24 protein-coding genes and 1 tRNA gene are annotated in these 23,582 nt (G+C 67.7%); 13 read left to right on the top strand and 12 right to left on the bottom strand.

The window, feature by feature from the left end; translation table 11 throughout:
• Nucleotides 1-7 precede the first annotated feature (7 nt).
• The gene (locus tag ILP92_RS01200; protein WP_198914537.1) at nucleotides 8-3,370 is read left to right on the top strand and encodes an efflux RND transporter permease subunit; all 3,363 of its coding nucleotides are present in this window, start codon (nucleotides 8-10) and stop codon (nucleotides 3,368-3,370) included.
• Here ILP92_RS01200 and ILP92_RS01195 read toward each other — a convergent pair.
• A complete protein-coding gene (locus ILP92_RS01195) occupies nucleotides 3,367-4,140 on the bottom strand; it encodes a protein-disulfide reductase DsbD domain-containing protein (protein ID WP_198914536.1) in 774 nt (257 codons plus the stop codon). The genes ILP92_RS01200 and ILP92_RS01195 overlap by 4 nt on opposite strands.
• Nucleotides 4,141-4,245: 105 nt before the next feature.
• Here ILP92_RS01195 and ILP92_RS01190 point away from each other — a divergent pair, with 105 nt between their 5' ends.
• Nucleotides 4,246-4,806 carry a YqgE/AlgH family protein gene (locus tag ILP92_RS01190; RefSeq protein WP_235970974.1) on the top strand — a complete coding sequence of 187 codons (561 nt, stop codon included), beginning with the start codon at nucleotides 4,246-4,248 and terminating at the stop codon, nucleotides 4,804-4,806.
• Here the strand turns inward: ILP92_RS01190 and ILP92_RS01185 are convergent.
• On the bottom strand, nucleotides 4,803-5,747 hold the full coding sequence (locus ILP92_RS01185; RefSeq protein ID WP_198914534.1) for an L-threonylcarbamoyladenylate synthase: 945 nt from the start codon (nucleotides 5,745-5,747) through the stop codon (nucleotides 4,803-4,805). The two genes, ILP92_RS01190 and ILP92_RS01185, sit on opposite strands and share 4 nt — an antisense overlap.
• Nucleotides 5,748-5,947: 200 nt before the next feature.
• Between ILP92_RS01185 and ILP92_RS01180 the strand changes: the two genes are divergently transcribed.
• Both ILP92_RS01180 and ILP92_RS01175 read left to right on the top strand, forming a co-directional pair.
• Nucleotides 5,948-7,651: an acyl-CoA dehydrogenase gene (locus ILP92_RS01180; protein WP_198914533.1), complete on the top strand. Its 1,704-nt coding sequence runs from the start codon at nucleotides 5,948-5,950 to the stop codon at nucleotides 7,649-7,651.
• A 120-nt stretch (nucleotides 7,652-7,771) separates the two neighbouring features.
• Complete coding sequence (locus ILP92_RS01175) at nucleotides 7,772-8,791, top strand: MBL fold metallo-hydrolase (RefSeq protein ID WP_198914532.1); 1,020 nt, start codon at nucleotides 7,772-7,774, stop codon at nucleotides 8,789-8,791.
• 3 nt (nucleotides 8,792-8,794) lie between these two features.
• Here ILP92_RS01175 and ILP92_RS01170 read toward each other — a convergent pair whose 3' ends face one another.
• From ILP92_RS01170 to ILP92_RS01160, 3 genes are all read right to left on the bottom strand, one after another.
• Entirely contained in the window at nucleotides 8,795-9,571 is a 777-nt protein-coding gene (locus tag ILP92_RS01170; RefSeq protein ID WP_198914531.1) for an SDR family NAD(P)-dependent oxidoreductase, read from the bottom strand.
• A gap of 110 nt (nucleotides 9,572-9,681) precedes the next feature.
• Nucleotides 9,682-9,807, bottom strand: a complete 126-nt coding sequence (gene ykgO, locus ILP92_RS01165; protein ID WP_005850168.1) for a type B 50S ribosomal protein L36 — start codon at nucleotides 9,805-9,807, stop codon at nucleotides 9,682-9,684.
• A gap of 89 nt (nucleotides 9,808-9,896) precedes the next feature.
• A tRNA-Val gene (locus ILP92_RS01160) sits at nucleotides 9,897-9,971 on the bottom strand.
• Nucleotides 9,972-10,140: 169 nt separating this feature from the next.
• Between ILP92_RS01160 and ILP92_RS01155 the strand changes: the two genes are divergently transcribed.
• Nucleotides 10,141-11,001 carry an N-formylglutamate amidohydrolase gene (locus tag ILP92_RS01155; protein WP_198914530.1) on the top strand — a complete coding sequence of 287 codons (861 nt, stop codon included), beginning with the start codon at nucleotides 10,141-10,143 and terminating at the stop codon, nucleotides 10,999-11,001.
• Nucleotides 11,002-11,003: 2 nt separating this feature from the next.
• Here ILP92_RS01155 and ILP92_RS01150 read toward each other — a convergent pair whose 3' ends face one another.
• Nucleotides 11,004-12,257 carry a DNA polymerase IV gene (locus ILP92_RS01150; RefSeq protein ID WP_198914529.1) on the bottom strand — a complete coding sequence of 418 codons (1,254 nt, stop codon included), beginning with the start codon at nucleotides 12,255-12,257 and terminating at the stop codon, nucleotides 11,004-11,006.
• Nucleotides 12,258-12,286: 29 nt separating this feature from the next.
• Here ILP92_RS01150 and ILP92_RS01145 point away from each other — a divergent pair, with 29 nt between their 5' ends.
• A complete protein-coding gene (locus ILP92_RS01145) occupies nucleotides 12,287-12,715 on the top strand; it encodes an NUDIX domain-containing protein (protein WP_198914528.1) in 429 nt (142 codons plus the stop codon).
• A 31-nt stretch (nucleotides 12,716-12,746) separates the two neighbouring features.
• Nucleotides 12,747-13,781 (top strand): LacI family DNA-binding transcriptional regulator, encoded by a 1,035-nt coding sequence (locus ILP92_RS01140; RefSeq protein ID WP_198914527.1) that lies wholly within the window; start codon nucleotides 12,747-12,749, stop codon nucleotides 13,779-13,781.
• 69 nt (nucleotides 13,782-13,850) lie between these two features.
• Here ILP92_RS01140 and mnmC2 read toward each other — a convergent pair whose 3' ends face one another.
• Nucleotides 13,851-14,516: a tRNA (5-methylaminomethyl-2-thiouridine)(34)-methyltransferase MnmC2 gene (gene mnmC2 / locus ILP92_RS01135; RefSeq protein ID WP_198914526.1), complete on the bottom strand. Its 666-nt coding sequence runs from the start codon at nucleotides 14,514-14,516 to the stop codon at nucleotides 13,851-13,853.
• Nucleotides 14,517-14,586: 70 nt separating this feature from the next.
• Between mnmC2 and ILP92_RS01130 the strand changes: the two genes are divergently transcribed.
• Nucleotides 14,587-15,624 carry an NAD(P)/FAD-dependent oxidoreductase gene (locus ILP92_RS01130; RefSeq protein WP_198914525.1) on the top strand — a complete coding sequence of 346 codons (1,038 nt, stop codon included), beginning with the start codon at nucleotides 14,587-14,589 and terminating at the stop codon, nucleotides 15,622-15,624.
• Here ILP92_RS01130 and ald read toward each other — a convergent pair.
• On the bottom strand, nucleotides 15,609-16,724 hold the full coding sequence (gene ald / locus ILP92_RS01125; protein ID WP_198914524.1) for an alanine dehydrogenase: 1,116 nt from the start codon (nucleotides 16,722-16,724) through the stop codon (nucleotides 15,609-15,611). The two genes, ILP92_RS01130 and ald, sit on opposite strands and share 16 nt — an antisense overlap.
• A 141-nt stretch (nucleotides 16,725-16,865) precedes the next feature.
• On the opposite strand from ald, the gene ILP92_RS01120 reads away from it, so the two are divergent.
• A complete protein-coding gene (locus tag ILP92_RS01120; RefSeq protein WP_198914855.1) occupies nucleotides 16,866-17,324 on the top strand; it encodes an Lrp/AsnC family transcriptional regulator in 459 nt (152 codons plus the stop codon).
• A gap of 85 nt (nucleotides 17,325-17,409) precedes the next feature.
• Here ILP92_RS01120 and ILP92_RS01115 read toward each other — a convergent pair whose 3' ends face one another.
• From ILP92_RS01115 to argH, 3 genes are read right to left on the bottom strand one after another with little or no spacing between them, the layout of a single operon-like run.
• Nucleotides 17,410-17,715 (bottom strand): DUF2834 domain-containing protein, encoded by a 306-nt coding sequence (locus tag ILP92_RS01115; protein ID WP_198914523.1) that lies wholly within the window; start codon nucleotides 17,713-17,715, stop codon nucleotides 17,410-17,412.
• Nucleotides 17,715-17,867 carry a hypothetical protein gene (locus ILP92_RS01110; RefSeq protein WP_198914522.1) on the bottom strand — a complete coding sequence of 51 codons (153 nt, stop codon included), beginning with the start codon at nucleotides 17,865-17,867 and terminating at the stop codon, nucleotides 17,715-17,717. Before ILP92_RS01110 ends, ILP92_RS01115 begins: the two co-directional genes overlap by 1 nt.
• Before the next feature lie 33 nt (nucleotides 17,868-17,900).
• The gene (gene argH / locus ILP92_RS01105) at nucleotides 17,901-19,310 is read right to left on the bottom strand and encodes an argininosuccinate lyase (protein ID WP_198914521.1); all 1,410 of its coding nucleotides are present in this window, start codon (nucleotides 19,308-19,310) and stop codon (nucleotides 17,901-17,903) included.
• Between the two features lie 21 nt (nucleotides 19,311-19,331).
• Between argH and ILP92_RS01100 the strand changes: the two genes are divergently transcribed.
• On the top strand, nucleotides 19,332-19,877 hold the full coding sequence (locus ILP92_RS01100; protein ID WP_198914520.1) for a TlpA disulfide reductase family protein: 546 nt from the start codon (nucleotides 19,332-19,334) through the stop codon (nucleotides 19,875-19,877).
• Here ILP92_RS01100 and ILP92_RS01095 read toward each other — a convergent pair.
• A complete protein-coding gene (locus ILP92_RS01095) occupies nucleotides 19,874-20,443 on the bottom strand; it encodes a DNA-3-methyladenine glycosylase I (RefSeq protein WP_198914519.1) in 570 nt (189 codons plus the stop codon). The two genes, ILP92_RS01100 and ILP92_RS01095, sit on opposite strands and share 4 nt — an antisense overlap.
• A 109-nt stretch (nucleotides 20,444-20,552) precedes the next feature.
• Here ILP92_RS01095 and ILP92_RS01090 point away from each other — a divergent pair, with 109 nt between their 5' ends.
• The 3 genes from ILP92_RS01090 (at nucleotide 20,553) to ILP92_RS01080 (ending at nucleotide 23,582) form a co-directional block, all read left to right on the top strand.
• A complete protein-coding gene (locus ILP92_RS01090) occupies nucleotides 20,553-21,404 on the top strand; it encodes an EAL domain-containing protein (RefSeq protein ID WP_198914518.1) in 852 nt (283 codons plus the stop codon).
• A 108-nt stretch (nucleotides 21,405-21,512) separates the two neighbouring features.
• Nucleotides 21,513-22,688: an acetyl-CoA C-acetyltransferase gene (locus ILP92_RS01085; RefSeq protein ID WP_198914517.1), complete on the top strand. Its 1,176-nt coding sequence runs from the start codon at nucleotides 21,513-21,515 to the stop codon at nucleotides 22,686-22,688.
• Between the two features lie 45 nt (nucleotides 22,689-22,733).
• On the top strand, nucleotides 22,734-23,582 hold the full coding sequence (locus ILP92_RS01080) for a patatin-like phospholipase family protein (RefSeq protein ID WP_368667818.1): 849 nt from the start codon (nucleotides 22,734-22,736) through the stop codon (nucleotides 23,580-23,582).

Below are 23,582 nucleotides of genomic sequence, written 5' to 3'. Positions count from 1 at the left end.
GCGCGCCATGAGACGGATGGACCGGGCCGCGGGCATCATCAGCTATTTCACACGCCATCGCACCGCGGCCAACCTGTTGCTGGTCCTGATGATCGCGTTGGGCGTGGCCGCCGCGCCGCGGATGCGGACGCAATTCTTCCCCGACGTGGTGTCCGACGACATCGACATCGCGGTGACCTGGACCGGAGCGGGCGCCGAGGCGGTGGACGATACCATCGTCGGCACGCTCGAGCCGGTGTTGCTGGCGATCGAAGGCGTCACCGACAGTTCGGCCCGGTCCACCGAGGGGCGCGCCAGCATCGAGCTGCAGTTCGAGCCTGGCTGGGACATGGGGCGCGCGGCCGATGACGTGGAAACCGCGTTGGACAGCGTCACAGATCTGCCCGACGCGGCCGAGGATCCCGAGATCCGGCGCAGCACCTGGCGCGATCGCGTCACGGACGTCGTCATCACCGGCCCCGTCGGTGTCGACCAGCTGGCGCGGATCGCCGATGAGTTCACCGCGCGGCTGTTCCAGGCGGGCGTCACGCGCACGTCGATCCAGGGCGTCGCGGACGGCGAGATCCGGGTCGAGGTGCCGCAGCGGGCGATCGTCCAGTACCAGACCAGCTTGCGCGACGTGGCCAACGCCATCGCGGCCGAATCCGATTCCGCGCAGGCGGGCGATGTCGGTGGCACCGCGCGCATCCGCGCGGGCACGGGCAGGCGCACGGTCGAAGATATCGGCCAGATCGTGCTGCGGGTGGACGAAGACGGCACCGCGCTGCGCATCGGGGACATCGCCCGGATCGAACGGCTGGGCGTCGATCGGGACCAGGCCTTTTTCGTGGGCGACGATCCCGCCATCAGCCTGCGGGTCGAACGCAGTGCCAGCGGCGACGCAATCGACATCCAGCGGCAGGTGGAAGAAACCGCCGACCGCATGGCGCCCAGCCTGCCGAAAGGGGTCACCATCGAGCTGATCCGCACGCGGGCCGAATATATCTCGGGGCGGTTGGAGATCCTGCTCGACAACGCTGTCCTGGGGCTGGCCCTGGTGGTCGGCTTGCTCTTCCTGTTTCTCAACGCGCGCACCGCGTTCTGGGTCGCCGCGGGCATCCCCGTCGCGCTGACGGCAGCGATCGCGCTGATGTATGCCGCGGGGCTCACGTTCAACATGATCTCGCTGTTCGCCCTGATCATCACCCTCGGCATCGTCGTGGACGACGCGATAGTGGTCGGCGAGCACGCGGATTTCAGGGCGCGTCGGCTGGGCGAAGATCCGGCCACCGCGGCCGAGAACGCGGCGCTGCGGATGTTCACGCCGGTGCTGTCGGCGACACTGACGACCGTGATCGCCTTCTTCGGGCTGGTCGCCATCGGCGGCACCTTCGGCACGCTGATCGACGATATCCCGTTCACCGTGATCGTCGTGCTGCTGGCGTCGCTGGTCGAATGCTTCCTGATCCTGCCCAACCACATGGCCCACGCGATCGGGGCGCGCGACGCCCGGCACTGGTACGACGCGCCCAGCCGCGTGGTGAACCGCGGCTTTTCGTGGGTGCGCGAGCGCGCGTTTCGCCCGCTCATGCGGCTGGTGATCCTGGCGCGCTATCCGGTGGTCGCGGCCGTGGTGCTGCTGCTGGCGACCCAGGCGGCGCTGTTTCTGAAGGGCGACGTGACCTGGCGCTTCTTCAACGCGCCCGAACGGGGCAGCGTGACCGGCAATTTCGCCATGGCGGCGGGGGCGTCGCGCGCGGACACCTTGGCGCAGATAGCACTTCTGCAGGACGCCGTGGACGAAGTCGCCGCCGGTTTCGAGGCCGAGCATGGACTGAACCCGGTCGACTACGCCATGGCGCAGGTGGGCGGGACCAGCGGGCGGGGCCTGTCGGGAACCGAGAACACCGACACCGATCTGCTGGGCGCGATTTCCATCGAGCTGATCGAGGCGGATCTGCGCCCCTATTCCAGCTTCGAATTCGTGGCCGCGCTGCAGGACGCCGTGCCCCGCCATCCGCGGCTGGAACAGATCAGCTTCCGCGGCTGGCGCTCGGGGCCGGGCGGCGATGCGCTGGACGTGCAGCTGTTCGGCGCGACGCCGGACCGCCTGAAAGAAGCGGCCGAGGCGCTGAAAAGCGCGCTGCGCCAATTCCCGGAAGTCAGCGCACTGGAAGACAGCCTGGCCTACGACAAGCAGGAGTTCACGCTGACCTTGACCCCCCAGGGCGACGCATTGGGGGTCGGTATCGAAGATCTGGGGGCGACCCTGCGCGACCGGCTGTCGGGGATCGAGGCGGCGTCGTTCCCGGACGGCCAGCGCTCGGCCACGATCCGGGTCGAGCTGCCCGAGACCGAGCGCACGGCCGATTTCCTGGACCGCGCGGTGATCCAGACCGAAAGCGGGCTGGCGCGGCTCAGCGACCTGGTGCGGATCGAGGTCAGCGAAGGCTTCTCGACGATCCGGCGCGAGAACGGCATCCGGCTGGCCAGCGTGACGGGCGATATCAGCGAAGACGACCCGGCCCGCGCGTCCGAGATCATGTTCGCGCTGGAAACCGAGATCCTGCCGAAGCTCGAGCAGGATTACGGCGTCTCGACCCAGCTTTCGGGTCTTGCCGAGGACGAAGAAGCCTTCCTGAACGACGCCGCCGTGGGCTTCGGGCTATGCCTGCTGGGCATCTACCTGGTACTGTCGTGGATCTTCGCGTCCTGGACACGGCCCATGGTGGTCATGGCGATCATACCCTTCGGATTGATCGGCGCGATCTGGGGCCATTACATCTGGGACGTTCCGCTCAGCATCTTCACGGTCGTGGGCATGATCGGGATGACGGGGATCATCATCAACGACTCGATCGTGCTCGTCACCACGGTGGACGAGTATTCCCAGACCCGCGGCCTCGTGCCCGCCATCATCGACGCTGCCTGCGACCGGCTGCGGCCCGTCCTGCTGACGACGTTGACGACCGTGCTGGGCCTGGCGCCGCTGCTCTACGAAGGCTCAAGCCAGGCGCAGTTCTTGAAACCCACGGTCATCACGCTGGTCTACGGGCTGGGCTTCGGGATGGTTCTGGTGCTGCTGCTCGTGCCCGCGGTGCTGGCCATTGGGCAGGATTTCGGGCGACACGTCCGGGCGCTGCGCCGCCTCGGCCGGGGCGGACGCGCGACGGGCGGCGCAAGGGCGGCACTGGGTCTGGCCGCGATCGCGGTCGTCGGTCTTTTCGCCGCGACCATCGGCGCGTGGCTCTGGACGGGACAGATGGCGCTGCCGCTAGGCCTGCCCGGTGCGTGGGGCGCCTTCGCGGCATTCGTGTCGGGCGTCGCGATAGTCCTGCTTGCGCTGGGGCTGGGTGCGACGCTCTTCCTGCGCGGCCGGGCCGCGCGCTAGTCGCAGCCGACGATTTCGACCGCGCCGTTACGGCCCATCACCGTCAGGCGCAGGGCATCGCGGTCCACGACGGCCGCGACGTTGCGCGGCGGATGAACGTCCGCCCGGATCCTCAGCGTGTCGCCGTCGCGCGTAAGCTCGGGAGCGCTGACCCAAAGGCGGGGATCGGCAAGTTCGATCACCGCGTGCTCGGTGCCGCCCATGGGCGACAGGCGCAGGGAGGCGGCGATGCCGATCCCGCGCGCACCGGGGCGCAGGTCGCAGTCAAGCTGTCCGGCCCCCGCTTCGGCACCGCTGAGCGGACGGTCGGACAGCGCGGCCCGGATGCGCGCATCGGGACGCGCGGCGGCAGCGCCCAGCTCGGCCGCGACCCGTGACGAGACCGGCACGCAGACATCCCTGCAAACGCCCATGTCCAGCGCCAGCCGCAGGCTGACCGGCTGGGACGGATCGCGCGGCGTCACGATCAGGGGCAACACGACGCCGCCTTCGTAGCCGACCGAGCGTAGGCCGCCCTGCGAAAAGACATGCGGGGTCGGCCAGGCGATGCGCAGCTCGGCCAGGTTGCGCGAGCCGGACCAGTTGAAGCTCGGCGGGATGCCGGCATCGCCGGGACTGCGCCAATACGTCTTCCATCCCGGCTGAAGCGAAATCTGAACGCCCGCGAAATGCTGCCCACCGTCGCGCCAGCCCGGAAGGATCTGGACGGACGCCACGTCGGCACGCAGGGGCGTGGCCAGAAGAAGCAAAAGAAGGACAAGACGCAGCATGGCACCTTCTTGCGGCAAACCGCGACCAAGGGAAATCACGTTCCGGCGAAGGCTTGTTAAGCGTGTCCCCCTTGCGACGCCTTCGATCCGCGCCATGTCATGGGGATGGAGACGACCAACCTGACCGGAAAACTTCTGGTGGCCATGCCCGGCATGGGCGATCCGCGCTTCGAGCGCGCGGTGCTGCTGATCTGCACGCATGATGGCGAGGGGGCCATGGGCCTGATGGTCAACAAGCCCGCGCCGCAGCTGTCCTTCCACGACTTGCTGACCCAATTGCAATTGCCGTGCGAAACGGCCGCGCCCCGACAGGTCCATTTCGGCGGTCCGGTGGAAGGACAGCGCGGGTTCGTCCTGCACAGCCGCGACTATGCCGGGGACGCTTCGACCCTTGCGGTGGACGAGACGACTGCGATGACGGCGACGCTGGATATCCTGCGCGACATTGCCGGGGGGACCGGCCCGGCCCACGCGCTGGTGGCGCTGGGATACGCGGGATGGTCGCCGGGGCAGGTGGAAGGCGAAATCGCCGCGAACGGCTGGCTGGTGGTCGATCCCACGCCCGAGCTGGTCTTCGGTGCCGATAACGACGCGAAGTGGATGGCGGCGATCCGCGCGCTGGGCATCGACCCGCTTTTGCTGTCGGGCGCGGGCGGTCGCGCCTAGCCGCGCGGTGCGGCGGCGCGGGCCAGCCGGTCGTTGATCGCGCGGCCCAGCCCGTGATCGGGGATCGGCGACACGGCGATGGCCGTGACCCCCATGGCGTCGAGCCGGTGCAGATGTCCGAACAGGTTCGCCGCGGCCTCCACAAGGTCGCCCGCGGGCGACAGGTTCAGCGCACAGGCGACCGGGCCGAAGCCCAGAAGCGTCTCGCCATCGCGCGGGTGCTCGACGTTCAGGCGCACGCGGCCCTTGGGCGCGTAGTGCGATGCAAGCGCTCCGGGCGCTGTCGGCCGCTCCGACACCTCGGGGGCCAGAAGCGGCCTGCCCAGGCAGTCCTCGACCGCCTCGGCGGGCAATCCGCCAGGGCGCAGCAGGCGGGTGCCGTCCGGCCCCGGCTGCAGGATCGTCGATTCGACCCCCACATCGCAGGGACCGCCATCCAGGACCGCATCGATCCGGTCGCCCAGATGCTCGAGCACGTGGTCCGCGGTCGTGGCGCTGACCCGCCCCGAGGGATTGGCCGATGGTGCCGCGACCGGGCAGTCAGCTTCAGTCAGTAGCGCGCGCGCCAGCGCGGCATCGGGCACGCGGATCGCCACGGTGGACAGCCCGGCCGTGACCAGCGGCGACAGCCCCGCGCCCGCGCGCATCGGCAACACAAGCGTCATGGGACCGGGCCAGAAGGCCTGGGCCAGTCGCAGCGCGTCGCCCTTTAATACGGCATATGCGCTGACCGCATCGACGTCCGGAAAATGCACGATCAGCGGGTTGAACGCGGGACGCGCCTTGGCCGCGAAGATCGCGGCCACCGCCCGACCGTCGCAGGCATTGCCGCCCAGCCCGTAGACCGTCTCGGTCGGGAAGGCGACCAGACGCCCCGCATGCAACAGCTGGGCCGCCCGCGCGATGCCGCGGGCGTCGGGGGCGAGGCGTTCGGCTGTCACGCGCCGATCCCCGGGCGCTGGGCTGTTGCAGAGACCCATCGCGCAGCGACGGAATCGCGCGCGCCGGTGACGCTGGGGAAGTGACGCCGCGTTTTCATTGCCGATGGGGTGCGAGAGCATAAGTCTTGGTGCATTGATCAACGCCATATAGCGGTCCTTGGTCTTATACCATGCCGCGGAAATCCTTGACGAGGCCGCACATGCCCTATCGCGCTCCCACCACCGACTTCACCTTCCTGTTCGATCACGTGGTCGGACTCGACCAGGTCACCGCCACCGATCGGTTCGAAGAAGCGACGCCCGAGATGATCGAGGCGATCCTGACCGAAGCCGCGAAGATGTGCGAAGAGGTGCTGGCCCCGCTGCAGCGTCCGGGCGACACCCATCCGGCCAAGCTGGAGAACGGCGTCGTGCGCACGTCGCCCGGCTTCGCCGAGGGCTACCGCGCCATTGCCGAGGGCGGCTGGATCGGCATGTCTGCAGATCCCGAGAACGGCGGCATGGGCCTGCCGATGACGGTGACCACGGCGGTGAACGAGATGATGTCGTCGGCCTGCCTGTCGCTGCAGCTGAACCCGCTGATGACCCAGGGCCAGATCGAGGCGCTGGAACACCATGCCAGCGACGAGTTGAAGGCGCTTTACCTGCCCAAGCTGATCTCGGGCGAATGGTGCGGCACCATGAATCTGACCGAACCGCAAGCGGGCAGCGACGTGGGGGCGCTGAAGACCAAGGCCGTGCCGAACGGCGACGGCACCTACGCCATCTCGGGTCAGAAGATCTATATCTCGTGGGGCGACAACGATTTCACCGAGAACGTCTGCCACCTGGTACTGGCGCGCCTGCCCGACGCGGTCGAAGGCACCAAGGGCATCAGCCTTTTCATGGTGCCGAAATTCCTGCCCAACGACGACGGCTCGGTCGGCGCGCGCAACGACCTGCGCGTCGTGTCGCTCGAGCACAAGATGGGCCTGCATGGCAGTCCCACCGCGGTGATGGAATATTCCGGCGCGACCGGCTGGATGGTCGGCGCCGAGAATGGCGGCATGGCAGCCATGTTCACGATGATGAACAACGCGCGGCTGGGCGTGGGCGTGCAGGGCATCGGCGTGGCCGAAGGCGCCTATCAGCACGCGCTGGCCTATGCGCTGGACCGCAAGCAGGGCAAGGCGGGCGGCTCGGGGTCGATCGTGGAGCACGCCGACGTACGCCGGATGCTGACCGCGATGAAGGCCGACACCATGGCCGCGCGCGCCATCGGCCTGTCCTGCGCCGTGGCGATCGACATGGCGACGGCCACCGGCGACAGCGCGTGGAAGTCCCGCGCGGCGTTCCTGACGCCCATCGCCAAGGCGTTCGGCACCGACGTGGGCATGGCCGTCGCGCAAGAGGGCGTGCAGGTGCATGGCGGCATGGGCTTCGTCGAGGAAACCGGCGCCGCGCAATATTCCCGCGACGTGCGGGTGACCGCGATCTACGAAGGGACCAACGGCATCCAGGCGATGGACCTGGTGGCGCGCAAGATGATGGACGGGGGCGAGATGGCCATCGCCATCCTCGACGAGGTCATGAACGACACCAAGGCCGCGCAGGAAACCATGCCCGAGCTGGCCCAAGAGGTCTGGGACGCGGCCAACACCCTGTGCGAGACGACCGAATGGCTGGTCGCGCAGGACATGCAGGACCGTTTCGCGGGCGCGGTACCCTACTTGCGGGCCTACGCGCGGGTGCTGGGGGCGGGCTTCCACCTGCGCGCGGCGCTGAAGGGCGACGACGCCCGCAAGGCGCTGGCCCGGTTCTATATCGAACGCCTGCTGCCCGAGCACGAGGGCCTGCTGGCCCAGGTGCGCCGCGGCGCGCAGGGGCTTTACGATCTGAGCCTGGACGACCTGGCCGCGGCGTAACGCTCCCGCGGCGTCGCGCGGGGCGGGCCATTGCCGGTCCGGGATATTTGTGAGAACAAAGATGGGACAGGGCGCGCACCGGGACGGTGGCGCGCCCTTTCCTTTGGCCGGGGGCGGCGCATGGCTGCGAAATTGATCTATCCGTGGGGCGAGGCGCCCGAACATGGTGTGCCGCGCGAGGTCGCGCCGGGCATCGAATGGCTGCGGCTGCCGCTGCCCATGGCGCTGGACCACGTGAATTGCTGGATCCTGGCTGAACGGGATGGATCGGTCAGCGTGGTGGACACGGGCTTCGCGACGAAGCTGACGCGCAAGCTGTGGGACAAGGCGCTGGGCGGGCGCCGGGTCAGCCGCGTCTTCGTAACCCATCATCATCCCGACCATGTCGGCCTGGCGGGCTGGTTTCAGCAGGATGGGGCCGAGTTGTGGATGACGCGCGTGTCGTGGCTGATGGCGCGGATGCTGCGCCTGGACGAGCAGGAGCGACCCACCGACGAGACGGTGGCGTTCTGGCGCGCGGGCGGCATGGACGCGGATGTGCTGGAAAAGCGGCTGGGCGAGCGTCCCTTCAACTTCGCCGATGTCGTGGCGGACATGCCGCTGGGCTACAGGCGCCTGGACGAGGGCGCGCGCGTGACGATCGGCGGGCGCGACTGGGTGGTGCGGCTGGGCGCGGGCCACGCGCCGGATCACGCGACCTTCTGGTGCGCTGCGGACGGGCTTGTTCTGGGGGGCGATCAGCTGCTGCCGTCGATCTCGCCGAACCTGGGGCTTTACGCGACCGAGCCGGGCGCAGATCCGGTGGCCGACTGGCTGGCCGCCTGCGCGCGACTGATGGCCTTCGCCCATGACGACCAGCTTGTGCTGCCCGGCCACAAGCTGCCGTTCCGCGGTCTGCCGTTCCGCCTGCGGCAATTGATCGACAACCACCACGGCGCGTTGGAGCGGTTGCTGGAGCACCTGTCGCGACCGCAGACCGCCGGGGAGTGTTTCGCGCCGCTCTTCAAACGCAATATCGGCGCAGGCGAATACGGCCTGGCGCTGGTCGAGGCGATGGCTCATTGCCAGCACCTGCATCACAAGGGGGTGGTCAGCCGCGAGACCCGCGACGACGGCGCCTGGGTCTATCGCGCGCTCTAGCCGCTATTTCGACTGCATCCGCGCCATCAGCGACATGACCATGCGGCGCGGCAGGAACGGAAAGATCCACTGGATCGGCAGCGACAGCGACGTCCGGTCGAAGGCCACCAGCTTGCCAGCCATCATCGCGTCGTGGCCGATCTTCGCGACCTCGGCCGCCGTCATCCCGCCGCCCTTGGTCAGCGGTGTGCCCGTCAGGTCGCTGCGTTCGGCGAACTCGGTTTCCACATAGCCCGGGACGAGCACCGTGGAGGTGACGCCATCCTCGCGCAATTCGTGGTCGAGAGCTTGCGAGAACGAGTTCACGAAGGCTTTGGTCGCGAAATAGATGGCCTGCTGGGGGCCGGGCATGAAGCCCGCAGTCGAGCCCACGTTCAGGATGCGGCCCCCGCCGCGGCGGGCCATCCGGCCGCCGATCGCGTGGCTCAGGGACACCAGCGCCTTGACGTTCAGGTCGATCATCTCGAGCTCGTCTTCCAGGGCGCGCTCGACATGGATGCCACGGCCGCCGAAGCCTGCATTGTTGATGAGGATGCCGACCTCGAGTCCCGACTGGTCCAGGCGCGCAACCAGATCCTGGACCGCCCCGGGCCGGGTGAGGTCCGCGGCCATGACATGCGCCGTGATGCCGTGCGCGGCTTGCAAGTCATCGGCCAGGGATCGCAGCGAGTCTTCGCGCCGTGCCACGAGGACCACGTCGCCACCCTGTGCCGCGTGGTAGGTGGCCAATGCGCGGCCGATGCCGGACGAGGCGCCGGTGACGAGGGCGAGTTCGGTCATGGGAAGCTCCTGTCGATGCGGTCGCGGTCAAATGGGACCCGTCGCGGCCAAGGAAAAGGGCCGCCCCGGATCCCCGGCGCGGCCCTGATCTGTCTGCTGCTGGCGAAGCCTCAGCCCTGGCGGGCCTTGAAGCGGCGCTGCGTCTTGTTGATGACGTAGACGCGGCCCTTGCGGCGCACCACGCGGCAATCCCGGTGGCGGTTCTTCAGCGAACGAAGCGAGTTGCGAACTTTCATCCGTTCTCTCCCTTTCTCGCGGCGCGGGGCTCGCGCCTTGGTTGTCATCTGCCGGACCCGGCGGGTCCGACGGCGAAATCTCGTGCACATGGTGGGCGATACTGGGATCGAACCAGTGACCCCTTCGATGTCAACGAAGTGCTCTACCGCTGAGCTAATCACCCTTCATGTGCTGTCACCGGCACGCGTAAGCGGGCAGACCCACCGGCGTGGGCCCCTGATCCGGTGCGCGGTCTATAAAAGGTCGTCTGCCCCTGTTCAAGTGCAAAGAAAGACCCATTTCCATTCCAAGCGACGCGCTTATTCTGGGTGGATCGCTGAAAGGAGCACCGCTTGAGCATACGCGCCTACGACTTGCATCTGCCCGAGCGGACCGACAGCGCCGTGATCTTCGCGTCCCCCCATTCCGGGCGTCACTACAGCGACGCGTTCCTGCGCGATTCGGTCCTGTCTCCGCTGGCGCTGCGCTCGTCCGAGGATGCGTTCGTGGACCGGCTGTTCAGCGCGGCCCCCGCCGCGGGGGCGCCGTTGCTTTGCGCGCATCTGCCGCGCGCCTGGATCGACCTGAACCGCGCCACGACCGAGCTGGATCCGGCCCTGATCGACGGGCTGCCGCGCGGGCCCCACAATCCGCGCGTGGCGTCTGGACTGGGCGTGGTACCGCGCGTGGTTGCAGGGGGGCGGTCGATCTATCGCGGCAAGATCGGGCTGGACGCCGCGCGATCGCGGATCCGCACCGTCTGGCGGCCCTATCACGACCAGCTGCGCAAGCTGATCGACGCGGCCCATGACCAATTCGGCCAGGCCATCCTGATCGACTGCCATTCCATGCCGCACGAGGCCCTGGACACATCGGTGTCGGTCGGGCGCAGGCCGAACGTCGTGTTGGGCGACCGCTTCGGTGCGGCCGCGGCGACCGGCCTGGTGTCGCGCCTGGAAGAAATCTTCACCGATCTCGGGCTGACCTGCGTGCGCAACGCGCCCTTCGCGGGCGCCTTCACCGCGCAGCAATACGGTCGTCCCGGTCGCGGGCAGCACGTGGTGCAGGTAGAGATCGACCGCGCGCTTTACATGGACGAAGCGACCGTCACGCCGCATTCCGGGTTCGACGATTTCAAGGCGCTGATGGATCGGGCCGTCGAGCGGATCACCGACCTGGGCCGCGCGCGCGACAAGGCGCTGGCCGCGGAATAAGCCTAGCGCAGCGACCGTCCCTTCAGGATCGCCCCTTCCCCCCAACGCGCCCGGATCGCGTCCGTCGCGCGCTCGGCCCGGGCCCGCGCGCCCGCATCCGGGTCCAGCAGGTCGCCCAAATTGTCGGCGCCATCCGCCGCGCAGAGCTGCGAGATACCGACACCCAGCAGCCGGAACGGGCCTTCGCCTGCCACCGGATCGTAAAGCGCGCGCGCGGTGCGATAGATGCGGTCGGCGATCTGCGTCGGGTCGGTCAGCGTCAGGCGGCGCGTCAGGATCTTGTGGTTCGCCTTTTTCAACTTCAGCGTGACGACATGGCCCGCGATGCCCTTGGCCTTGGCGCGGCCCGAGACCTTTTCGGCCAGCCGCCAGATATGTCCGTCCAGGATGTCCGGGTCGGCGGTGTCGTCGCGGAAGGTCGTCTCGTTGCTGATGCCCTTCACCGGTGCGTTGGCCGACACGCGGCGGCGGTCCTGGCCGCGGGCCAGATACCACAGCCGCGTGCCCATGCCGCCGAACCTTGCCTGCAGGTCACGCTCGTCCCAACGCTTGAGGTCCGCGAAGGTGCGGATGCCCGCCCGGTCTAGCGCGTCCTTCGTGACCTGGCCCACGCCCCAGATCAGGCTGACGGGCTTGTCGTGCAGGAACTCCACCGTCTCGGCCGCGCCGATCACGGAAAACCCGCGCGGCTTGTCCAGGTCGGACGCGATCTTGGCCAGGAACTTGTTGTGGCTGAGGCCGATCGAGCCGGTGATGCCGATCTCGGTCCGCATCCGCTTGACCAGACGCGACAGCATCACGGCGGGCGGATGGCCATGCAGCCGCGCCGTGCCGGTCAGGTCCATGAAGGCCTCGTCCAGCGACAGCGGCTCGACCACCGGCGTCAACTCGTCCATCAGCGCGCGGACCTGCCGCGAGACCTCGGAATAGACGTCGAAGCGGGGCTTCACGATCTCGGCCTCGGGGCAGAGCTTCAGGGCCTGGAACATGGGCATGGCGCTGCGCACGCCCTTGATCCGCGCGATGTAGCAGGCGGTGGTGACGACGCCGCGCCGCCCGCCGCCGACGATCACCGGCTTGTCGCGCAGATCGGGATTGTCGCGCTTCTCGACGCTGGCGTAGAACGCGTCGCAATCCATGTGGGCGATGCCCAGATCCCACAGTTCGGGATGCGACAGCACGCGTGGGCTGGCGCAGGACGGACAGCGTTTGGCTGTCTCGAAAGGGGTCAGGCAATCGCGGCAGAGGCTGGGCATAGGTGCAATGTAGTCAAGGGGGCGGCCCGGTGACAGGGGGTTTCAACGGGGCGAAGGGGGCCATTATCGCGCGGGGCGGCGTCGTGACCCTGCTGCGCGACGCGCAGCCCGGCCTGGCGTGGTCGGGCTGCTGGGACCTGCCCGGCGGGGCGCGCGAGGGCGGTGAAAGCGCATGGGCCTGCTTCGCACGCGAGACACTGGAAGAGACGGGCCTGGTGCTGGACCGCCGGGCCCTTCGTTGGTGCCGCGCGCACATGGTCGCAGGTCGCCATGTCGTCTTCTTCGGCGTGGTAATGCCGGGCCTGCGCGCAGGCGATCTGCGCCTGGGCGATGAAGGGCAGGCGCTGGCGCTTATGCCGCTGGGCCGGTTCCTGGCCCATCCCAAGGCCATAGCCGCGCTGAAGCCACGGGTGGGGGCCTTTTGTCGCGCCTTGGCGCGGCGGGGCATTTGCGTGTAAGTATCCCGGCAACGCAAGGAAGCCGAACCGCATGTCCGACACCATTCCCCCCCGCCGCCCGCTGACCCTGCGCGACGTTTCAGAAGCCTCGGGGGTCAGCGAGATGACCGTCAGCCGCGTGTTGCGCAATCGCGGCGATGTCAGCGCAAGCACCCGTCAAAAGGTTCTGAACGCCGCGCGCGACCTGGGCTACGTGCCCAACAAGATCGCGGGTGCGCTGGCCTCCAGCCGGGTCAACCTGGTGGCGGTCATCATCCCCAGCCTGTCGAACATGGTGTTTCCCGAAGTGCTGGCGGGCGTGGCCGAGGCGCTCGAGGGCACGGACCTTCAACCGGTGGTGGGGGTCACCAGCTACCGGCCCGAGAAGGAAGAGAAAGTCCTTTACGAAATGCTGTCCTGGCGGCCGTCGGGGGTCATCGTGGCCGGGATCGAACATTCCGAAACCGCGCGCCAGATGCTGCGCGCCGCCGATATCCCCGTGGTCGAGATCATGGACGTCGACGGCGAGCCGGTGGACGCGGTCGTGGGCATTTCCCATCGCAAGGCGGGCCGCAGGATGGCCGAGGCGATCCTGAAGCAGGGCTTCGAGCAGATCGGTTTCCTGGGCACCCAGATGCCGCTGGATCACCGGGCCCGCAAGCGGTTCGAGGGCTTCACCGAAACGCTGGCCAAGGCCGGGCTGGAAGTGATCGACCAGGAATTCTATTCCGGCGGCTCGGCGCTTCTTAAAGGGCGCGAGATGACGCAGGCGATGCTGGACCGCTCGCCCGATATCGATTTCCTGTATTACTCGAACGACCTGATCGGCGCGGGCGGGCTGCTTTATTGCATGGAGCAGGGCTACGACATTCCCGGCCGCCTGGGTCTGGCCGGGTTCAACGGGGTCGAGCTGTTGCAGGGGCTGCCGCGCCAATTGGCGACCATGGACACCGAGCGCAAGCAGATCGGCCGCGAGGCTGCGGGCATCGTCGCCGCGCGCGCGGGCGGCGCGGTCGGCGGTGGCGAGCGGGTCGAGCTCGAGCCGAAGATCTCGATCGGCGACACCTTGCGGCGCTACAAGCCCTAGGGCGCCGTGGCGCGCGGGGCAGGCGGCGCGCCGTGGATATTTTCAAGAACAAAGATGGGGATGGTCCGCTCAGCCCGGCAGGCGGGCGCGCGTCATGTGACGTTTGCGTCCGAAGCCGGGATGGCGGGTGACGGTGAAGCCCGCGGCGGCGAGGGCGCGGCGGACATGTCCCGCGGCGGTGTAGGTGGCCGCGGTTCCGCCCGGATTCGTGTGCTGGGCGACGTGCTGCAGCAGTTCGGGCGACCAGAGCGCGGGGTTCTTGGCGGGCGAGAAGCCGTCGAGAAACCAGGCATCCGCCCGCCCCGGCCAGGCGGGCAGCGTGTCCTCGGCGGGGCCTTCGACGACGCTGAGATGCAGGCCGGGAAGATGGATCTCGCGCGCGCCGTTGGCCCAGGCGTCGGTCAGCTGGGCTGCGGAGTCTTGCAGCTTGGGAAAGGCCGATAGCGCGCGGGCCATGGCGTTGGCGGGGATCGGGTGGGCCTCGAAGCTGGTGAAGCGCAGCGGCTTGGTTTGGCCCGACGCGCGCCATGCCTCCCATGCTGCGAGGGCGTTGAGCCCGGTGCCGAAGCCCAGTTCGGCGATCTGGAAGCCCGGCGTGAAGCGGGCGGGCAGGTCGTTGCCGTCCAGAAAGACGTGGCGCGTCTCGTCCAGCCCGCCCGCAAGCGAGAAATAGGGATCGTCGTAGCGCGTCGACACGGGCACGTCGTCGCGCCAGTCGAGGTCTGGATCGGGCATGGTCGCGGCCTTGCTGGCGGTTGCCGATCCGGCGTAGCTGAGGTTGCGGGATCGTGGAAGGGGCCATGCCATGGATGTGACGGTGCGCGGAGCGGGGGTGTTCGGACTGGGCATCGCCTGGGCCTGCGCGCAGCGCGGCGCGCGGGTGCAGGTGATCGATCCGCACGGGCCGGGCGCGGGGGCATCCGGCGGGGTCGTCGGCGCGCTGGCGCCGCACGTGCCGGAAAACTGGAACCCCAAGAAGGCGTTCCAGTTGCGCGCTTTGCTGGCGGCCGAGCGGTTCTGGGCCGAGATCGAGGATGCGGGAGGGATGTCTTCGGGCTACGGGCGACTGGGCCGCCTGCAGCCAGTGTCCATCGACGGTCTGAACCTTGCGCGGGCCCGCGGTCAAAGCGCGGCCCAGCTGTGGGAGGGGCGCGCGGTCTGGGACGTGGTGCCGTCGGAAGGCGCCCTGGCTCATATCGGCCCCTGGATGATCCACGACACCCTGAGCGGTCGGATCCATCCCCGCCGGGCCTGTGACGCGCTGGTGTGTGCTCTCGAGGCGGTGGGGGTGCCCGTCCTGGCCGAGGGCACGGATCGCGGGCAGGTCATCTGGGCGACCGGGGCGGACGGGTTGCGGGACCTGTCCGAGGATTTCGGCCAGACGGTGGGCCAAGGCATCAAGGGGCAGGCAGTGCTGCTTGATCTGGACTGGCGGGATCGGCCCCAGCTTTTCGTCGGCGGACTGCACGTCGTCCCCCACGCGGACGGGACGGTGGCCGTGGGTTCAACCACCGAGCGTGTCTTCGACGACGGGACGGCATGTGACGGACTGCTGGACGCATTGTTGACGGACGCGCGCGCCGCGGTGCCCGCGCTGGCAGATGCCCCGGTGCTTCAGCGTTGGGCGGGGATCCGGCCGCGTGCGCGGTCGCGCGCGCCGATCTTGGGTGCCTGGCCGGGGCGCGCGGGGCATTTCGTGGCCAATGGCGGCTTCAAGATTGGCTTCGGCGTGGCGCCCGAGGTGGCGCGGGTGATGGCCGATCTCGTGCTCGAGGGGCGGGACGGCATCCCCGACGGCTTTCGCGTCGGGGATAACCTGAAGGCCAATCAGGCCAGGACCTGATCCAGCGGCGTGTGATCCCGCTTCAGCGCTTCGGCCACCGGCTTGTTGGTGATCTGGCCCGCGTGGACGTTCAGGCCCTCGGCCAGGTGGGGGTCGTCCTTGCAGGCCTGCTTCCAGCCCTTGTCGGCCAGCGCGAGCATGAAGGGCATGGTCGCATTGCCCAGCCCGATGGTGGACGACCGCGCCACGGCGCCCGGCATGTTGGCCACGCAGTAATGCATGATGCCGTCGACTTCGTAGATCGGGTCCTGGTGGGTGGTGGCTTTCGACGTCTCGAAGCAGCCGCCCTGGTCGATGGCCACGTCCACCAGTACAGCGCCCGGCTTCATCGTGCCCAGCATGTCGCGGGTCACCAGCTTTGGCGCGGCGGCACCGGGGATCAGGACCGCGCCGATCACCATGTCGGCTTCGGTGATGACCTCGGCAATGTTGCCCTTCGACGCGAAGCGGGTGTTGAAATCGCGGCCGAAAAGCTCGTCCAGTTGCCGCATGCGCGGCAGCGAGCGATCCAGAACGGTGACATCCGCGCCCATGCCCGCCGCGATGCGGGCGGCGTGGGTGCCCACGACGCCACCGCCGATGACGGCCACCGATGCGGGCGTGACACCGGGGATGCCGCCCATCAGCACGCCGCGCCCGCCATTGGCCTTCTGCAGCGTCCAGGCGCCCATCTGCGGGGCAAGACGCCCGGCGACTTCGGACATGGGGGCGAGCAGCGGCAGGCCACCGCGGGCGTCGGTCACGGTCTCGTAGGCGATGCAGGTGGCACCGGACTTCACCAGGTCGTCGGTCTGCGCGGGATCGGGGGCCAGGTGAAGGTAGGTGAACAGCAATTGGCCCTCGCGCAGCATGGCGCGTTCCTGGGCCTGGGGCTCTTTCACTTTCACGATCATGTCCGCAGTCTCGAAGACCTGCTGGGCGGTATCGGCAAGCGTTGCGCCCGCGTCGAGGTAATCTTGGTCAGAGAACCCCGCACCGATACCGGCACCGGATTGGACCAGCACCTCGTGGCCGTGGTCCACTGCCTCGCGGGCCGCGTTGGGGGTCAGACCGACGCGGAATTCTTGGGCCTTGATTTCGGTGGGGCAGCCGATGCGCATGGTGATCGCTCCTGTTGAATACTCGTTGCCCGAACATAGCCTGATCCGGGCGCAAATGGCTTGAAATCTGGTGCGTGATCTTGCCAGTATGGAGACGTATCTTGCATCAGATGAAAGAATACTCGAAGGATCGTGCGCATGATCGAAATCGACGCGTTGGATCGTCGAATCCTGGCCCTGCTGCAGGAACAGGGTCGCCTGAGCAATGCGGACCTGAGCGAGCGGGTGGCGCTGTCGCCTTCGGCCTGCCACAGACGTGTGGCGCGGCTGGAAAAAGCGGGGGTCATCGCGGGCTACGTGGCGTTGCTGGATCGCGCGCTGCTCGCCCGGGGCACCACGGCCTTCGTCGAGATCACCCTGTCAGGCCAGGCCGACGAGGTGCTGGACACGTTCGAGGCGGCGGTTGCCCGCATCCCCGAGGTCCTGGAATGTCACCTGATGGCCGGATCGGCGGATTACCTGCTGAAGGTCGTCGTGCGCGATACCGAGGATTTCGCCCAACTGCACCGCCAGTATCTGGCGCGGCTGCCCGGGGTCGCGCAAATGCAATCGAGTTTCGCGCTCAGGCGGGTGCGCGAGACGACGGCGATCCCGGTTTAGGGGCGAACCGGCGCACGGGCGTCACCCGCGCGCCGGGATATTTTCAAGAACAAAGATGGAGACGCGCGGCTCGCGGTGGGCTGGCTCAGGTCCTCGGACGGCTGCGCAGAAAGATGTAAAGCGGCAGGCCACAGCTGACGCCGATGCAGAACGTGGCGGGGATCGCGACCAGGTTCAGCCAGGCGCGGCGTTCCATGGTCTCCCAGATCACCCAGACCGTCAGGGCGATGGCGGCGATGGTCAGGTCCCAGACCAGCCCCGTGGTCGATGCGTTCACGTACCACGCGTCGATGAGTTGCCCGAGCGAGTTGCCGTCGGCCATGTAGCCCAGGAACCAGTACATCGGATGGATCGCGCCCCAGACGGCGAGGGCCAGGAACAGCCAGCGCATCAGAAGCCACCGCCGGTGATGCCGATTTCGGCGGTGCCGGAAATCTCGATGCCCAGCTCGCGCTCGGGTTCGGTGTCGAACGGTTCGGGCGGGCCGCTGGCGCCGCAGGCGGCGGCGAGCAACAGCGCGGCAAGGGCGGCGATGCGGATCATCTCGGTGGTCTCCGTTTCGGGAATGGTCGCAGGTTAGGCGTGCGGCGACGATTCGGACAGGCGTTTGCGCCAGCGTGCGACCTGATCGCGCACATTGTCGGGCGCGGTGCCGCCATAGGACGTGCGCGAGGCCACGGAATTGTCGACGCCCAGCACCGTGAACACGTCCTGGGTGATGGCGGGGTGCGCGGCCTGCATGTCGGCAAGGCTGAGGTCCGGCAGGTCGCAGCCGCGCTTTTCGGCCAGCGCCACCAGTGATCCGGTGACGTGGTGGGCGTCGCGGAACGGCAGACCTGCCTCGCGCGTCAGCCAATCGGCCAGGTCCGTCGCCGTGGAAAATCCGTGCGCCGCGGCCGCGCGCAGCGCGTCGCGGTTGGCCTGCATGTCGCCCACCATGCCGGTCATCGCCGCCAGCGCCAGCATCAGGCTGTCGGCCGCGTCGAAGACCTGTTCCTTGTCCTCCTGCATGTCCTTGGAATAGGCCAGCGGCAGCCCCTTCATCACCATCAGCAGCGCCGTCTGCGCGCCGAAGATGCGGCCGATCTTGGCGCGCAGCAGCTCGGCGGCGTCGGGGTTCTTCTTCTGCGGCATGATGGAAGAGCCTGTGGTCCAGCGGTCCGACAGGGCCACGAAGCGGAACTGGGCCGAGGACCAGATCACCAGCTCTTCGGCCAGGCGGCTCAGGTGCATGGCGCAGATCGAGGCGGCCGACAGGAACTCGAGCGCGAAGTCGCGGTCCGACACCGCGTCGAGCGAATTGGCGCAGGGCCGGTCGAAGCCCAAGGCATGGGCGGTGGCATCGCGGTCGATGGGATAGGACGTGCCCGCCAGCGCCGCGGCGCCCAGGGGCGAATCGTTCATCCGGGTGCGCGCGTCGGACAGGCGCGCGCGATCACGGCCGAACATCTCCACATAGGCCAGCATGTGGTGGCCCCAGGTCACGGGCTGGGCCGTTTGCAGGTGCGTGAAGCCGGGCATGACCCAATCCGCGCCCGCCTCGGCCTGGTCTACAAGTGCTGTTTGCAGCGCGCCGAGCCCGTCCATCGCCGCGTCGCACTGGTCGCGCACCCACAGGCGGAAATCGGTCGCCACCTGGTCGTTGCGCGACCGGCCGGTATGCAGGCGGCCCGCGGCCTCGCCGATCAGCTCTTTGAGGCGCGCTTCCACATTCATGTGGATGTCTTCCAGCGCCGCCGAGAACGGGAAGGATCCCGTTTCAATCTCTGACAACACGGTGAGCAGGCCTTCCCGGATCGCGTCCGCGTCTTTAGACGTGATGATGCCCTGCGCTGCCAACATGGCGGCATGGGCGCGCGAGCCCGCGATGTCTTGCGCCGCCAACCGCTGGTCGAACCCGATCGAGGCGTTGATCGCCTCCATGATCGCGTCGGGGCCTTCGGAAAAGCGCCCGCCCCACATCGCATTGGAAGTTTTGTCGGCCATGTCGTGCCCCTTGGAGGTCATATGAAGTTCCTGACCCTCGCCCTTTATCTGGGCCTTGCCTCGTTCGCAAACGCGGACCCTGCCGCCTGGAACGCCATGCGCGAAGGCGACATGCGAAAGCTGAACTTCCACGCCGAGCCGCGGCCGGTCAGCGATGCCGTCTTTTTCGACGCGGACGGCACCGAATACAGCCTGGCCGACTATGCAGGCAAGCACGTGCTCGTGAATTTCTGGGCGCTCTGGTGCTCGCCCTGCCGCGAAGAGATGCCCGCCCTGGATGCACTGCAGGGAGAGCTTGGGGGCGACGAATTCGAGGTGGTCACCCTTGCGGTCTGGCGCAACGCGCTGCCGGCGATCGAGTCGTTCTACGCCGAGCACGACATCGACGATCTGCCGATCCTGCTGGATCCGGACCGCGCGCTGTCGTCCCAAATGGCCGTCGCCGCGCTGCCGATCACGGTCCTGCTGAACCCCGCGGGCGAAGAGATCGCGCGCCTGACGGGCGATGCCAAGTGGGACAGCGACGAGGCGAAGCAGCTGTTGCGCGCGGTGATGGCCGACGGCTAGGCCATCGCCTTGACCTGCGCGTGGCGCATGCAATGGGTCAGGTGGTCGTTGAAAAAGCCGCTGGCCTGCATGAACGCATAGACGATCGTGGGGCCGCAAAAGCTGAAGCCACGCTGCTTCAGATCCTTCGAGATCCGGCGCGACAGCGGTGTTTCGGGCGGCACCTCGGCCATGGTCCGAAAGCGATTCTGCACGGGCCTGCCGTCGACGAAGTCCCACAGGTAATCCGAAAAGCTTCCCTGCGCCTCGATGCCCTGCCAGGCGCGCGCGTTCTTGATCGTGGCCTCGATCTTGCCGCGATGGCGCACGATGCCCGCGTCGCCGAGCAGGCGCTGCACGTCCCGCTCGCCCCACCGGGCGATCGTGTTCGGGTCGAAGCCGTCGAAGGCCGCCCGGAAATTGTCCCGCTTTTTCAGAATGGTGATCCAGCTCAGGCCCGCCTGGAAGCCGTCCAGCACCAGCTTTTCCCACAGCGCGCGGCTGTCGTATTCCGGCACGCCCCACTCGGTGTCGTGATAGGCGACATAGAGCGGGTCGTCGCCGCACCAATCACACCGTTCGCCCATGCTATGCTCCGTTTTCCGGGACAATCCGGCTAATTCAGCGCGAATTGTCCATTTTACGACTTATTAGCGGAAGGGGGTCAGGTTGCCCATGTCCCGGATGGAGTTCCCCATGAGTTTCGACAGCCTTCCCGCCGATTCGCTGCTATCGACCCCAGGCGCTGCCCTGGCCGATCCGCTGAGCGTCGCGATCCAGGCCCGCGATCGCGATGTCATCAAGATGGTCGAACGTGCGGTCGCGGACGACAACGTCATGCTCGCCTTCCAGCCCATCGTGCCATCGGGCAGGCACGACAGGCCAGCATTCTACGAAGGGCTGATCCGCCTTCTTGACGACAGTGGCCGGATCATTCCCGCCAAGGACTTCATCAGCCATGTCGAAGAGCGCGAGCTTGGCCGCCGGATTGATTGCCTGTCGATCAAATACGGGCTCGAAACCCTGCGCCAGCGCCCCAAGCTGCGCTTGTCCATCAATCTGTCGGCACGCTCCATCGGCTACACGCCGTGGCTGGATGCGCTCGACCGCGGGTTGCTGGCCGACCCGACGATCGGCGAGCGGCTGATCCTCGAGATCACGGAAAGCTCGGCGATCACCGTTCCGCAAGCGGTGGGCGAATTCATCGACACCTACCAGCGCCGGGGCGTGAGCTTCGCCATCGACGATTTCGGGTCCGGCTACACGTCCATGCGCTATCTGAAGGACCTGTACTTCGACATTCTCAAGATCGACGGGCAGTTCATCCGGGGCATCGCAGACAGCCCCGACAACCAGGCGCTGGTCAAGGCCATCGTCTCGATCGGGCGCCATTTCGACATGGTCACGATCGCCGAACAGGTCGAATCGGCCCGCGATGCCGAAATGCTGCACGACATCGACGTGGATTGCCTGCAGGGCTATTATTTCGGTGCACCCACCATCCGGCCCCGGTGGGAACCGTGCGAACAGGAAAGCCAGGTCGGGTAGCGATCCCGCTTCCGTCGGGGAAGATAATTCTGCACGACGGGGGGTCACTTGGTTGCCATTGTCCGTGATATGCCTAGTTTTCAGGCTTAGTCACTGAAAGGGAGCCCAATGACCAACGTCGTAATCGCCTCTGCCGCTCGAACTGCCGTGGGCACGTTCAACGGATCGTTCGCCAATGTCCCCGCCCATGACCTGGGCGCCAAGGTTCTGGAAGAAATCGTCGCGCGTGCAGGTATCGACAAGTCCGAGGTCTCCGAGACGATCCTGGGCCAGGTGCTGACCGCCGGTCAGGGCCAGAACCCCGCCCGCCAGGCGCATATCAACGCGGGCCTTCCCATCGAAGCGGCGGCCTGGGGCATCAACCAGGTCTGCGGATCCGGCCTGCGCGCCATCGCGCTGGGCGCCCAGCACATCCAGCTGGGCGACGCGAAGATCGTCGCCGCGGGCGGACAGGAAAATATGTCCATGAGCCCCCATGTGGCCAACCTGCGCCAGGGTCACAAGATGGGCGACATGAAGTTCATCGACAGCATGATCCGCGACGGCCTGTGGGATGCGTTCAACGGCTACCACATGGGTCAGACCGCCGAAAACGTCGCCGAGAAGTGGCAGATCAGCCGCGAACAGCAGGACGAATTCGCCACGCGCAGCCACAACAACGCCGAGAAGGCGCGCGCCGAAGGGCGGTTCCAGGATGAAATCGTGGCCTTCACCGTGTCGACCCGCAAGGGCGATACGGTCGTCGACAAGGACGAGCATATCCGCGAAGGCGCGACCATGGAGGGTATGGCCAAGCTGCGCCCCGCCTTCACCAAGGACGGCAGCGTGACCGCTGGCAACGCGTCGGGCATCAACGATGGCGCCGCGGGCGTGCTGCTGATGCAGGCGGACGAGGCCGAGAAGCGCGGCATCGAGCCGCTGGCGCGCATCGTCAGCTACGCGACCGTCGGTCTGGACCCGTCCATCATGGGCACCGGGCCCATCGGCTCGTCGCGCAAGGCGCTGGAAATGGCGGGCTGGAAGGCCGAGGATCTGGACCTGGTCGAGGCGAATGAAGCCTTCGCCGCGCAGGCCTGTGCCGTGAACAAGGACATGGGCTGGGATCCGAACGTCGTGAACGTGAACGGTGGGTCGATCGCCATCGGCCACCCCATCGGGGCATCTGGCGCGCGGATTTTCAACACGCTGCTCTACGAGATGAAGAAGCGGGACGCGAAGAAAGGCCTCGCGACGCTGTGCATCGGCGGCGGCATGGGCGTCGCCATGTGCGTCGAGCGTCCCTGACGGGATACGCCGCGCCGGATCTGTCCGGCGCGGCGGGCCTAGATAGTGGGCAGCAAAACATTCTTCGATCAGATCGTGTTCTCGGGCGGGGGCACGCGCTGCCTGTGGCAGGGCGGCTTCATCGACGTGCTCCGCAACGAGATCCCGATCGAGCCTGCGCGGATCTCGGGCCTGTCGGGCGGTGCGCTGACCTGTTGCGGTTTCATGACCCGGCGCGGCCAGGCCATTCGGGATCACATGTGCGAGGTCTTCGCCGCCCACGATCGCAACATTCCGCTGCACGAGCCCTTCGACGACGAGGACGGCAACTCGCCCCACCAGCGCATGTATCGCAAAATCGTCGAAAGCAGCATCGGCGACCCGCAGGCCCTGCGGCAGATCGCGGAAGGGCCGCAGATGCAAATCCTGATCGCCCGCCCGCCATCGGGCAGGTGGGCCAAGCTCAGCGGCGCCGCGATGACGCTGGTCTACGAGGCGGACACGGTGATCCGGTCCAACCCGCACCTGAAATGGGCCGAGAATTTCGGCCTGACGGGCGAACTTGTCGATGCCAACAAGGCTGCCCGCGACGGAAAGATCGTCGACCTGATCTGCGCGGCGGCGACGATCCCGCCCGCCTTCGAGCCGCCGCTGTGGGGCGGCAAGCCCGCGGTCGATGCCGGCATGGTCGACCAGGCGCCGATGCCGGTGCCCGACCAAGGACGCTCGCTTATTTTGCTGACAAAGCGCTTCCGCGACATACCTCAGGTCGAGGGGCGCGTGTATGTGTGCCCGTCCGAAAGCGTCGCGGCGGACAAGATCGACTTCACCGACCCCGAAAAGCTGCGCGACACGTGGCGGCAGGGGGAAGAGGACGCCCGCCGCTTCCTGGCGGATGGGCTTATGAACGACTGA

Source organism: Palleronia pontilimi (genome assembly GCF_016412875.1).
GTDB classification, from domain to species: Bacteria; Pseudomonadota; Alphaproteobacteria; order Rhodobacterales; family Rhodobacteraceae; genus Palleronia; species Palleronia pontilimi.
Note: the sequence above shows the minus strand (reverse complement) of the source record. Positions and strands in the feature narration are given on the sequence as shown.